General features: G+C 52.7%; 12 protein-coding genes. All 12 read right to left on the bottom strand.

Annotated elements, in window-relative coordinates; translation table 11 throughout:
- Position 1: 1 nt before the first annotated feature.
- Positions 2–457 (bottom strand): 3-hydroxyacyl-ACP dehydratase FabZ, encoded by a 456-nt coding sequence (gene fabZ / locus CSE01S_RS14460; protein ID WP_003018528.1) that lies wholly within the window; start codon positions 455–457, stop codon positions 2–4.
- Between the two features lie 103 nt (positions 458–560).
- Positions 561–1,586 (bottom strand): UDP-3-O-(3-hydroxymyristoyl)glucosamine N-acyltransferase, encoded by a 1,026-nt coding sequence (gene lpxD / locus CSE01S_RS14465; RefSeq protein ID WP_042289855.1) that lies wholly within the window; start codon positions 1,584–1,586, stop codon positions 561–563.
- A 3-nt stretch (positions 1,587–1,589) separates the two neighbouring features.
- Positions 1,590–2,075, bottom strand: coding sequence for a molecular chaperone Skp (gene skp, locus CSE01S_RS14470; protein WP_042289857.1), 486 nt, complete (start codon positions 2,073–2,075; stop codon positions 1,590–1,592).
- 122 nt (positions 2,076–2,197) lie between these two features.
- Positions 2,198–4,627 carry an outer membrane protein assembly factor BamA gene (gene bamA / locus CSE01S_RS14475; protein ID WP_042289859.1) on the bottom strand — a complete coding sequence of 810 codons (2,430 nt, stop codon included), beginning with the start codon at positions 4,625–4,627 and terminating at the stop codon, positions 2,198–2,200.
- 31 nt (positions 4,628–4,658) lie between these two features.
- Positions 4,659–6,011 carry a sigma E protease regulator RseP gene (gene rseP / locus CSE01S_RS14480; RefSeq protein ID WP_042289862.1) on the bottom strand — a complete coding sequence of 451 codons (1,353 nt, stop codon included), beginning with the start codon at positions 6,009–6,011 and terminating at the stop codon, positions 4,659–4,661.
- Positions 6,012–6,022: 11 nt separating this feature from the next.
- Positions 6,023–6,880: a phosphatidate cytidylyltransferase gene (cdsA, locus tag CSE01S_RS14485; RefSeq protein WP_042289864.1), complete on the bottom strand. Its 858-nt coding sequence runs from the start codon at positions 6,878–6,880 to the stop codon at positions 6,023–6,025.
- A gap of 12 nt (positions 6,881–6,892) precedes the next feature.
- The gene (gene ispU, locus CSE01S_RS14490; protein ID WP_042289866.1) at positions 6,893–7,651 is read right to left on the bottom strand and encodes a (2E,6E)-farnesyl-diphosphate-specific ditrans,polycis-undecaprenyl-diphosphate synthase; all 759 of its coding nucleotides are present in this window, start codon (positions 7,649–7,651) and stop codon (positions 6,893–6,895) included.
- A gap of 306 nt (positions 7,652–7,957) precedes the next feature.
- A complete protein-coding gene (gene ispC / locus CSE01S_RS14495; RefSeq protein WP_042289867.1) occupies positions 7,958–9,154 on the bottom strand; it encodes a 1-deoxy-D-xylulose-5-phosphate reductoisomerase in 1,197 nt (398 codons plus the stop codon).
- Between the two features lie 103 nt (positions 9,155–9,257).
- The gene (frr, locus tag CSE01S_RS14500) at positions 9,258–9,815 is read right to left on the bottom strand and encodes a ribosome recycling factor (RefSeq protein WP_042289871.1); all 558 of its coding nucleotides are present in this window, start codon (positions 9,813–9,815) and stop codon (positions 9,258–9,260) included.
- Between the two features lie 333 nt (positions 9,816–10,148).
- Positions 10,149–10,874, bottom strand: coding sequence for a UMP kinase (gene pyrH / locus CSE01S_RS14505; protein WP_042289874.1), 726 nt, complete (start codon positions 10,872–10,874; stop codon positions 10,149–10,151).
- 152 nt (positions 10,875–11,026) lie between these two features.
- The gene (gene tsf / locus CSE01S_RS14510) at positions 11,027–11,878 is read right to left on the bottom strand and encodes a translation elongation factor Ts (RefSeq protein ID WP_042289878.1); all 852 of its coding nucleotides are present in this window, start codon (positions 11,876–11,878) and stop codon (positions 11,027–11,029) included.
- 138 nt (positions 11,879–12,016) lie between these two features.
- Positions 12,017–12,742, bottom strand: a complete 726-nt coding sequence (gene rpsB / locus CSE01S_RS14515; protein ID WP_012904553.1) for a 30S ribosomal protein S2 — start codon at positions 12,740–12,742, stop codon at positions 12,017–12,019.
- Positions 12,743–13,014: the final 272 nt, after the last annotated feature.

Consider the following 13,014-nt stretch of genomic DNA (forward strand, 5'->3'; position numbering starts at 1 on the left):
ATCAGGCCTCCCGGCTACGAGCGCACATCATCGTTGCTTCGCAAACTACTTTACCGTCGACCAGAGCAACCCCTTTGAAGCGGGTCAGGCCACGGCGCGTTTTCTCGAAAGTCACTTCCATGATCATCTGATCGCCAGGCACGACAGGACGCTTAAAGCGCGCTTCATCAATACCTGCGAAATAGTAAAGCTCTCCCGGCTCCAGTTTACCCACGCTTTTAAACGCCAGAATACCGGTAGCCTGTGCCATTGCTTCCAGAATCAGAACGCCCGGAAAGATCGGCTTGCCCGGGAAATGTCCCTGGAAAAACGGCTCGTTAACGGAAACATTCTTCACTGCGCGGAGAAAGCGACCTTCTTCAAAATCCAGCACCCGATCCACCAGCAAAAACGGGAAACGGTGCGGCAGAAGTTCTAAAATCTCTTCAATGTGCAGAGTATGAGTGTTAGTAGTCAAAATACTCTTCCTGTCCAAATATACTAAAAGCCAATAATAACACGGCCTGCCGCAATCGTATGAATGCCGACAGGCCGTAAAGTATGTGTGACCGGGTGAGAGTTTAGTCTTGTTGATTAACCTTGCGCTCAATCGCTTTGAGACGCTTGCTCATATCATCAATGTTCATCACCAGTGCGGCTGTCTTACGCCATACTTTGTTAGGTTGCAGCGGAATGCCTGAGGAATAGACGCCAGACTCCGTGATGGGACGCATCACCATCCCCATGCCCGTCACCGTCACCTTGTCGCATATTTCCATATGGCCATTAATGACGCTGGCGCCGCCAATCATACAGTAACGGCCAATCTTCAGGCTGCCCGCCATAATGACGCCACCGGCAACCGCCGTATTGTCGCCAATCACAACGTTATGCGCAATCTGACACTGGTTATCAATGATAACACCGTTGCCGATCACCGTATCATCCAGCGCACCACGGTCGATGGTGGTACAGGCGCCGATCTCCACGCGATCGCCAATAATGACGCGACCAAGCTGCGGGATCTTCACCCAGTTGCCGCGATCGTTGGCATAGCCAAAACCGTCAGCGCCAATCACCGTACTGGACTGGATCAGGCAATTCTCACCTATCTGGATGTCGTGGTAAACCGTTACATTCGCCCATAAGCGCGAGCCGGCACCAATTTTCGTATTTTTCCCGACGAAGCAACCCGCGCCGATAACCACGTTATCGCCCAGCGCTACGCCTGATTCAATGACCGCATTTGCGCCGATTGAAACATTGCTACCCAGCGTCGCCGTCACATCTACCACCGCACTTGGTGCGATATTCTGCGCCGGCTGCGGCGTGGTATCTAAAATTTGCGCCATTCGCGCATACGTGAGGTAGGGATTCTTCACTACCAGCGCGGCGCTTTTAGCAAAAGGAAGATCGTCCTGCGTCATGACAACGGCAGACGCCTGGCATAACGCCAGGTGCTCACGGTATTTCGGATTCACCATGAACGTAATGTGACCCGTTTGCGCAGATTGCATGGACGCAACGCCGGTGATGACGATATCGCCATCACCGTGTAATTCTGCATCCAACTGCTCTGCTAAATCAGACAGTCGAATTGAAGGCATTACTTATTTAACCTGTTTCAGTACGTCAGCAGTAATATCTTTTACATCGCTGCTGTTGTAAGCAACGCTGTTCGCGTCAACGACCAGATCGATGCTCTGGCTGTTGGCAACGGATTTCACCGCAGTCTGGATACGGGTAACCAGTTTGCCACGTTCTTCGTTGGAACGACGTGCGCGATCCTGCTCAAAAGCCTGCGCTTTCTGAGAGAACGTCTGGCGCTGCGCCATCACGTCTTTTTCCAGCTTGGTACGTTCGCCACCTGCTTTCATGGACTGCAGACGCTGCATTTTGGACTGCAGGTCAGTTTCCATACGTTGCAGTTCGCTGGCGCGGCTTTTGAACTCGTTTTCCAGCGTTTTGGAAACGCCAGTCTTCTGCGCAACCTGCTGGAACAGGCTACCCATGTTGACGATTGCAATTTTGTCAGCAGCCTGTGCAGACGTAACCATTGCTAAACCGAGACCTGCCGCTAATAACCACTTTTTCACAATAAACTCCTTACCATCCCATTTGCACCCGAAGGTGCAGTTCTTTGCGTGGCCAGGCGACCCCATGCAAGATCGCCTAAAGTCATCGCTACACTACCATTACATTCCCTTGTGAAGAACCGTTACCAGGTTTTACCAATGTTAAACTGGAACTGTTCTGCTTTGTCTCCATCGTACTTTTTAAACGGCTGGGCGTAGGAGAATACCAACGGCCCCAATGGGGACATCCATTGTAATGCGATACCAGCGGACATACGGATATTGCTCGGATCGCTGTAATCAGGATAGCCTGAGAAACGGCTGGAATCCCAGTTTGTATCCCAAACGGTACCCATATCCCAGAAGAAGGAGGTACGTACCGAGTTCGCGTATTTATCGCTGATAAACGGCGTTGGGGTAATGAACTCAAGGCTGGCGACAGCCATTGCGTTACCGCCCACTGCGTCATCGGATTCACACGGCGCCGTGTTGGTGCTTGCACATTCGTTATCGTAGTCATCATCGCCATCATGACGGCTGCTGGCTGGCAGATAGACCGCTTTCGGACCGATGGTGTTCGACTGGAAACCACGTACGGTGCTGGAGCCGCCCGCATAGAAGTTTTCATAGAACGGCATCTCTTTGCCGCCGATACCATCACCGTAACCCCAACGCGTACGACCCAGCACAACCCATTTGTGGTCGTCATCGATCGGCACATAAGTCGCGGTGTCCAGCGTCGCTTTGTAGTATTCGTTATCAGAACCCGGAATGGTCACTTTACCGTTCAGGTTGATACGCGTACCTTCCGTCGGGAAGAAGCCACGGTCGAGCTTGTTATACGTCCAGCCGTAGTTAAAGGTGAAGTCATCCGCGGCGAAGCTGTTGCGATCGTTCGTCGGGTCCGGGTTTTCCCCCATCGAGTTCAGATAACGCCACATGGCGACCTGCGGCTGCATGTTGGACAGTTTGTTATGCACATAACCGAGGCCCGCGCGCAGCGTGTTGTATTCATTCACCGGGAAGCCCAGCGTCACGTCCGTACCGTAGCTCTTGTTGGTATAGTCGGACAGATCCGCGTCATCCGCCTGGAAATCGTTATAGAACACGCGACCGCCGAGACTTACGCCGTCAACGGTGAAGTACGGGTTGGTCACAGACAGTTCGGTATAGGTCTGGTAGTCGTTCTTCGTACCATTGATCCCTACCGCATAACCGGTACCCAACCAGTTATCCTGCTGTACGCCCGCCTGGAAGCTGACGCCGCTTTCTGTACCGTAACCGATACCGAAGTTGAAGCTACCGGTGTTACGCTCTTTCACCTTGTAGACCACGTCCACCTGGTCCGGGCTACCCGGAACGCGCTGGGTGTCAGTATCGACGGTTTCGAAGTAACCTAAACGGTTCAGACGTTCTTTACCCTGATCGACCAGATCGCTGCCCAGCCATGCCCCTTCCATCTGACGCATTTCACGACGCAGAACGGCATCTTTAGAGGTGTCATTGCCTTCAAAACGGATCTTACGTACGTAGAAACGGTTACCCGCATCAACGTTGACGCGCAGGTTAACGGTTTTATCCGTATCGTTGATTTCCGGCTGAGACTGAACGCGTGGATAGGCGTAACCATAGCGACCAAGAAGCTTTTTAATGTCATCTTCCATTTTGGTCACTTTGGTGCCGTTATACAGCTCGCCCGGCTCGATTTTGGTCAGGCTTTCGATCTCAGCAGAGTGACCCGCCAGGTTACCGCTCACCTGCACGCCAGAAAGCTTGTACTGATCGCCTTCCGTGACGTTAACGGTGATATAAATGCCTTTCTTGTCCGGCGTCAGGCTGACCTGAGTAGAGTCAATGTTGAAGCGCGCGTAGCCGCGATCCAGATAGTAGCTGCGCAGGGTCTCTAAGTCGCCCGCCAGTTTCTGTTTCTGGTATTTGCGATCGCCGACCACGTTCCACCACGGCACTTCGTCGCGCAACTGGAAGTGAGAGATCAGTTCGTTGGTACTGAAAGCATGGTTGCCAACGATGTTGATCTGCTGGATCTTCGCGGACACGCCTTCCTGGAAGACCAGTTTCAGGTCAACACGGTTACGCGGCAGCGGAGTCACCACCGCTTTAACGCTGGCGCTGTATTTACCGACACTGTAGTAGAAGTCTTCCAGCCCTTTTTCGATATCGGCAATGGTGGTGCGATCCAGAGATTCGCCGACACGCACGCCAGACGCCTCGAGGTTTTGCTTCAGCATATCGTCTTTCACCGATTTGTTACCGGAGAACGTGATGCTGGCAATAGTCGGGCGTTCTTTTACCTGAACCAGAAGGGTATCACCATCACGAAGGACGCGGACGTCCTCAAAGTTGCCGGTGGCAAACAGAGCGCGAATGGTATTACTGATATCTTCATCATTAACCGTGTCGCCTGTGCGCACCGGCATACTGAGGAGGGCCGCACCAACGGCGACACGCTGCAGGCCTTCGAAATGAATGTCCTTCACTACGAACCCTTCAGCACCGTATACGGTGGCGCTGCTAAACAGCAGCGACGCTATGAGCAACTTTTTCATCGCCATCGTTATTATGCGTTCTTCCTAACTAACTCTCTTACAACCGAGAGAAATCATTGAAAAGTGCAAGCCCCATTAACAGCACCAGCAAAATCGAGCCAATGCGATAACTAAAGTCTTGAACCCGCTCGGATACCGGCCCGCCCTTAAGCTTTTCAATCGCCAGGAACAGCAGATGCCCCCCGTCAAGAACGGGCAGCGGAAACAGGTTGATTATCCCGAGGTTCACGCTGATAAGCGCAAGGAACATCAGGTAATATATCACCCCGAACTCCGCTGACATCCCAGCCCCCTGAGCGATAGAAATCGGCCCACTGAGGTTGTTCAGTTTCACATCACCGGTTATCAATTTTCCCAGCATACTGACCGTCAGCTTCATCAACTGCCACGTTTTATCCGTGGCCTGTGCGATGGCGCTAAACGGCCCATACTGGCGTACTGTCTTGTACTCATCCGGCAGAGGAATGATTTTCGGCACAACGCCGGCAAAACCTTCCGCCTTTCCGTTACCCGATTTGGTATCCGGGATTAACGTCAAAGACAAGGCACTCCCCTGCCTTTCAATTTCCAGCGCTAACGGCTTACCGGGATTATCGCGCACAAGCGTCACGAAATTCATCCATTGCGTTAACGGTTGACCATCGACTTTAACGATCCTGTCGCCAGCTTGCAAACCCGCTTTACTTGCCGCGGACTGCGCCTGCACTTCTGACAGCACCGGTTCGATCTGAGGCCCGCGCGGTCGAATCCCCAAAGAAGATACAGGATCTTCCTTGTCTGGCTCAAATGCCCAATGACGCAAATCCAGCGTTTTCTCCTGACGCTGGTTACTGCCAAAAGGCGCGACGCTGAGCGTCGTCTGCTCGTCGCCGATTTTCGCGACCAACTGTAAACGCACCGCATCCCAATCAGGGGTTTCGATACCGTCAATGGCTTTAAGTTCCGTTCCCGGCGCAATTTGCGCGTCGGCGGCAATCGAGTTGGGGGTTATTTCACCAACCACCGGACGAACGCCAGGGACGCCGATGATAAACACCAGCCAGTAAGCGAAGATGGCAAAAAGGAAATTAGCAACCGGGCCGGCGGCGATAATTGCCGCACGCTGACCTACGGTTTTGTTGTTGAACGCGTGGTGGCGCAGTTCCGGAATCACCGGCTCAGCGCGCTCATCCAGCATTTTGACGTAACCGCCCAGCGGGATAAGGGCGATAACATATTCAGTACCAGACCTGTCGGTACGGCGCCAAAGCGCTTTACCAAAGCCAATGGAAAAGCGCTCTACACGGACACCGCAACGCCGTGCAACCCAGAAATGACCAAATTCATGCACGGTGATAAGCACGCCCAGTGCAACAATGAATGCAGCCAGATTCCAGAGAATACTCAGCATAAAACCTTCCGTTAAAGCGTTTTGAATACCAGTAACAACAGGCACGCAAAGACCGGTACTGCCGCCGTCAGGCTATCAATACGGTCCAGAATACCACCGTGTCCTGGAATCAAATGACCGCTGTCTTTAATTCCTGCTTCACGCTTGAACATGCTCTCAGTAAGATCGCCCAGCACAGAGGCCAGCGCGGCAATAATAGAGCAAATTAACAAGGTGACCGGCGCAACGTCCAGGTTCGCCCACATGCTGTAACCCCAGGAGATTACCGCTGCTGTCGCGAGACCGCCAAAAAAGCCCTGCCAGGTTTTCCCTGGCGACACCTTCGGCGCCAGCTTATGTTTGCCAAACAGTTTGCCAAACATATACGCCCCGGAGTCCGCGCCCCAAACGAGGATCATGACATAGAGTAGCCATATCGCGCCACTGTAATGATTATCGTCATAATGCCAGGCGCGAAGCGCCAGCATGCCCCAGAAAAAGGGAACGATAGTCAACACGCCGAAAATTATGCGTAATGTCTTCGAATTACGCCAGATCGCCGCTGAACCGGGATAGAAAAACACCAGGAGTAAAGCAACGATCCACCAGCCTAACGACGCCCAAAGTGAGACCTCGACCAGCGGCTGGTGAATATTATGATGGTATTCCGGCAGTAAAAACAGCATTAGCGCGAGTAACAGCCCGCACAGTACCGCCAGCCATACGCGTTGCGTGCGAGTGGCAAAACCGCTTAACTGTCCCCATTCCCACGCGGCCAGCATACACACCAGCAGCGTAACAATAGCGAACCCCACCGGCGGCAGCAGAAACAGCGCCGCGATGACCACGGGTATTAAAACAAAAGCAGAAATCAGGCGATACTTCAGCAAAAGCGACCCCCATCAGGCTTTGTCATCACCGGGCTCGGTGCCGCCGAAACGACGCTCTCGATTAGCAAAGGCATGCAGCGCACCTTCAAAGTCTTGTTCATCGAAATCGGGCCAGAGCACATCAGTAAAGTAAAGTTCGGCGTAGGCAATTTGCCAAAGCAAAAAGTTACTTATTCTATGCTCTCCCCCAGTCCTAATTACTAAATCCACCGGAGCCAGCTCATGCATACAGATTTGTTGGTTGAGCATTTCTTCATCAATCTGTTCCGGGCGCAGTACACCGTCCTGCACCTGTTCCGCCAGTTTTCTGACTCCCTGGACAATATCCCAACGTCCGCCGTAATTCGCCGCAATGTTCAGCGTCAGCCCGGTATTCTGGGCAGTTAGCGCTTCCGATTTACGAATACGTTCCTGCAAACGCGAGTTAAATCGACTGGTATCGCCAATAATGCGCAGGCGGACGTTATGGCGGTGCAGGCTTTTGACTTCGCTGTCAAGCGCCCACACAAACAGCTCCATTAACGCGCTAACTTCCTGCGCTGGTCGGTTCCAGTTTTCACTACTAAAGGCATACAGCGTTAACGCATCAATACCGTTGTTGGCAGCAAAAGAGACGGCCCGGCGGACGGATTTCGCTCCGGCCTTATGCCCGAATGCCCGAATCTTCCCTTGCTTTTTTGCCCAGCGACCATTGCCATCCATAATGATCGCGACATGACGACAGCCATGTGCTGGCAAATTTTCGCTTACTGGTTGAGTTGCAGACAACATAACGCGTTTTTAGTCCCTGAAAGGATTTAGCGGTACTCAGGAATACAGAAGCCTTTTACACTTCATCTTTCAGGCTGCCTCTTGTCAGCTTGCTGTCCCGCGTCACGTACCGCTGTACGCGCCCGGGAACGCATCCACTCGCCGCCCTGATGCAACCTGAATGATTTTGCGTATCCACAAAAAAGCCGTGTCAAACCACGGCTTGCCTGACCGAAAAAAGCCAAATACCTGCGATCAGGTGGCGCAGACTATATCACTGAAGCCCAACGCTAACAAATAGCACGATCTTCTGTAGCCGGATTATCCTCAGCTTGCGAGACGCGTCACTTGTTTTCTGGCGACTTCTCGCGCAATGGCATCCACTCGCAGGACGTCATCCACACTCTGAGGCTCTTGCAGGTCCATCTGTTCCAGCACAGCTAAATTGAGATCGGCAATATCGGTAAAACGAAGTTCTTCAGCAAGAAATGCAGCAACGACGATTTCGTTTGCCGCATTCAACGCAGTGGTTGCCGCCTGCCCTTGCTCAAACGCTTCCATTGCCAGTTTCAGGCACGGATAGCGCTCATAGTCCGGCGCGCTAAAAGTCAGCGCGCTGAGCTGGCAGAAATCGAGCGGCTTAACACCCGAGGTCACGCGATTCGGCCAGGCCATGGTATGGGCAATTGGCGTACGCATATCCGGCTCCCCCAGTTGCGCCAGAACGCTGCCGTCCTGATAACGCACCATTGAGTGAATAACCGACTGCGGATGAATCAGCACGTCCATCTGGCGGGCACTGGCGTTGAACAACCAACGCGCTTCTATGTATTCCAGACCTTTATTCATCATGGTGGCGGAGTCGACGGAAATTTTACGCCCCATCGACCAGTTCGGGTGACGGCATGCCTGCTCGGGCGTCATTGAGGCCAGATCGCGCAGCGGCGTTTCCCGAAACGGGCCACCAGACCCGGTAAGCAAAACCGACATCACGCCATTTTGCTCAAGGTCAGCGTATCCCAGATTGTGTTGAATGGGTTGGGGCATACTCTGAAAAATAGCGTTATGCTCGCTGTCCACCGGTAAAAGCCGTGCGCCACTTTGCTTTACCGCATCCATAAACAGGCGTCCGCAGGTGACCAGCGACTCTTTATTGGCCAGCAGAATGGTTTTACCGGCGCGAATGGCGGCCAGCGTCGGCAACAGCCCTGCTGCGCCCACAATGGCCGCCATGACTTGATCCACGTCATCCAGCGCCGCCATCTCACAGGCTGCCTGTTGCCCGCTAAGAACCTCTGTGCGGCAACCGTGTTGCTGCAACGTGGCTTTTAGCAGCGTTGCGCTGGCTTCGTCATCCATCACCGCGTAATGCGGGGAGAATTCCAGGCACTGCTCCACCATACGGGTGACATTCTTACCTGCCACCAGCGCGACAACGCGAAAGTCGTCAGGGTTCTGGCGCACCACGTCAAGCGTGCTGCAACCAATAGAGCCGGTCGAGCCCAGAAGGGTTATGTGCTTCATTGAACGTCCAGTCTGAAAGTGAGACAGGGTAAAAGGTAAAAAGCAAAACGCCGCCAGCCGATCCAAAAGATCTTCTGAGCGGCGTTTTCGTCGTACCGGTGAATCAGAACTGCATCAGTTCCGCTTCTTTGTCTGCCAGCGCCGCTTCCACTTTCTTGATAGCGGCATCGGTCAGTTTCTGAATATCGTCCTGAGAACGACGGTCATCATCTTCGCTGATCTCTTTGTCTTTCAGCAACGCCTTGACTTTATCGTTAGCGTCACGACGCACGTTACGCACGGCAACGCGAGCCTGCTCCGCTTCGCCACGCACGATTTTCGTCAGGTCTTTACGACGTTCTTCAGTCAGCGGCGGCAGTGGAACACGGATATCGCTGCCGGCAGAACTTGGGTTCAGACCGAGGTCAGACGCCATGATTGCTTTTTCAACGGCCGGGCTCAGAGAGCGGTCAAATACGTTGATTTTCAGGGTACGGGAATCTTCTACCGTTACGCTTGCCAGCTGACGCAGCGGCGTCGGCGTACCGTAATATTCCACAACAATGCCATCCAGCAGGCTGGGAGAAGCACGACCCGTGCGAATTTTGCTGATTTGGGTTTTGAATGCTTCAACGCATTTGTCCATGCGTACTTCAGCATCTTTTCTGATATCGCTAATCACGTTACGAATCCTTGGAAACTAGTCTCAGTCAGACCAGACAATTGCACATAGTGGAAATGCGCTTAGTATAGCCCTGATTAAAATATTACGGGTAATCCCGCGATACTGACGCAAAATCTTACCGCGATTTCTGCACAAAATCATTCAGGTTGTATCAAGACGGCAGCTGAACGACAAATTTGTCAGGAACAAATTTGAACAGCCGCAGGCGTCCTTCAGTGAGGGACAAGGATGCCCCTCATTTATTCCCAGCAGCTTACACATGTAAGTGACTGGGGTGAGCAAAGGCAGCCAACGCAGAGACAGCCTGAAAGATGAAGTGTAACACGGGAATTACTCCGTGATTAACGTCCCTTCTTTCTCACCCATGACCACACGACGCAGCGCGCCCGGCTTGTTCATGTTGAACACGCGAATCGGCAATTTGTGGTCACGCGCCAGCGTAAACGCCGCCAGATCCATCACTTTTAGCTCTTTTTCCAGCACTTCGCTGTAGGTCAGCTGCTCGTACATGGTGGCCGACGGATCTTTTGCCGGATCGGCGGTGAATACACCATCCACCTTGGTTGCTTTCAGGACAACGTCCGCTTCAATTTCAATACCGCGCAGGCAGGCTGCAGAGTCGGTAGTAAAGAACGGGTTACCGGTCCCGGCAGAGAGGATCACCACGCGGTTATTACGCAGCAGGCTGATCGCTTCCGCCCAGCTGTAGTTGTCGCACACGCCGTTAAGCGGAATCGCCGACATCAGGCGAGCGTTCACATAGGCGCGATGGAGCGCATCGCGCATCGCCAGGCCGTTCATCACGGTGGCCAGCATGCCCATGTGGTCGCCCACAACGCGGTTCATTCCCGCTTTCGCCAGACCTGCGCCACGGAACAGGTTACCGCCACCAATAACCACACCAACCTGAATCCCCAGTTCAACCAGTTCTTTGATTTCCTGAGCCATACGATCCAGTATGCTTGCGTCAATACCGAAGCCTTCCGAACCCTGCAGAGCTTCGCCACTCAACTTAAGCAGAATACGTTTATAGACGGGTTTTGCATTGGTAGCCATGTTTCTTTCCTGAGACTGTCAACGATTTAAAAAGGGGGTAAATTCTGGCGACAATGATATGTCGCTTCTCAGTACAACGAAATAAGAGCCATACTGATTTTGCGTGACGGGTGACAAAAAGAAGCCGCCCTCAGGCGGCTCCTTTTCAATCATTAAGACTGCTTGGACATTGCAGCAACTTCTGCTGCGAAGTCAGTCTCAACTTTTTCGATGCCTTCGCCCACTTCGAAGCGGATGAAGCCAGTCACGTCAGCGTTGTGCTCTTTCAGCAGCTGACCAACAGACTTGCTCGGATCCATAACGAAAGGCTGGCCAGTCAGAGAAACTTCGCCGGTGAATTTCTTCATGCGGCCTTCAACCATTTTCTCTGCGATTTCTTTCGGTTTGCCAGACTGCATGGCGATGTCCAGCTGTACCTGGTATTCTTTCTCTACCACTTCAGCAGACACGTCTTCCGGCTTAACGAATTCCGGCTTGCTTGCCGCAACATGCATTGCCAGCTGCTTAACCAGTTCTTCGTCAGCGCCTTTCGCGGCAACCAGAACACCGATGCGCGCACCGTGCTGGTAGCTACCCAGAACGTCGCCTTCCAGGGAAGCGATACGGCGGATGTTGATGTTCTCGCCGATTTTCGCAACCAGCGCAACGCGCTCTTCTTCGAACTGCGCTTTCAGTACTTCAACGTCAGTGATTTTACCCGCAACCGCTGCGTCCAGTACTTTGTCAGCGAAAGCCTGGAAACCGCCGTCTTTCGCAACGAAGTCAGTCTGGCAGTTAACTTCCAGAATGAACGCGATATTGCCTTCGATTTTGGTTTTGATTACGCCGTCAGCAGCAACGTTGCCTGCTTTTTTCGCTGCTTTGATCGCACCGGACTTACGCATGTTTTCGATTGCCAGCTCGATGTCGCCATTCGCTTCAGTCAGTGCTTTTTTGCAATCCATCATGCCTGCGCCAGTACGCTCACGCAGCTCTTTTACCAGGGATGCGGTAATTTCAGCCATTCTAAAATCCTCGGAAGATTTGATCTGCCCGGCGTCAAACCGCACAGATTTAAAAGTGAAAAAGGGGGCCATTGATAGGCCCCCTAACCAAACGTGATACTACCTGGTCCAAAAAGGGGCTCGAACGAGCGTTCCTTATTATTCAGCTTCTACGAAGCTTTCTTCCGCCTGGGAAGCCAGATCCTGAGAACGGCCTTCACGAACGGTTGCAGCGACAGCGCCCAGGTACAGGCTAACAGCACGGATTGCGTCGTCGTTACCCGGGATAACGAAGTCAACACCGTCCGGATCAGAGTTGGTATCAACGATAGCAAATACCGGAATACCCAGGTTGTTTGCTTCTTTGATAGCAATGTGCTCGTGGTCAGCATCGATAACGAACAGCGCGTCCGGCAGACCGCCCATGTCTTTGATACCGCCCAGGCTGTTTTCCAGTTTCTCAAGCTCACGCGTACGCATCAGCGCTTCTTTCTTGGTCAGCTTTTCGAAAGTACCGTCCTGAGACTGAGTTTCCAGGTCTTTCAGACGTTTGATGGACTGACGAACGGTTTTCCAGTTAGTCAGCATACCGCCCAGCCAGCGATGGTTCACGAAGAACTGATCGCAGCTGTTAGCAGCTTCTTTCACCGCTTCGCTTGCAGCGCGTTTAGTACCAACGAAAAGGATTTTACCTTTACGAGAAGCAATCTTGTTCAGCTCAGCCAGCGCTTCGTTGAACATCGGTACCGTTTTCTCAAGGTTGATGATGTGAACTTTGTTACGCGCACCGAAGATGAACGGCTTCATTTTCGGGTTCCAGTAACGGGTCTGGTGACCGAAGTGAACACCAGCCTTGAGCATGTCGCGCATGGAAACAGTTGCCATGATTAAAACCTCTATAGATAAAGTTGGGGTTATGCCTCCACGTATCCCATATTACCGACCCCAAAGGGCACCCCGGAATATGTGCCGATACGTGTGTGTTGTTACACAAAGTGAGATATGTCGCTTCCGTCCATCTTGTGTAGTCTCGAATGGAACGGAAGTCCGGCGCGCTTTATACCACAAATACGCCGCCGACACCAATAATTGTTGGCTGAGTGTGCTGTTAATGATTCTCAATTTGGCACGGGGTGCGCCTGACTGATACCATTGAC

It is taken from the genome of Citrobacter sedlakii NBRC 105722 (genome assembly GCF_000759835.1).
Taxonomy (GTDB): Bacteria; Pseudomonadota; Gammaproteobacteria; order Enterobacterales; family Enterobacteriaceae; genus Citrobacter_A; species Citrobacter_A sedlakii.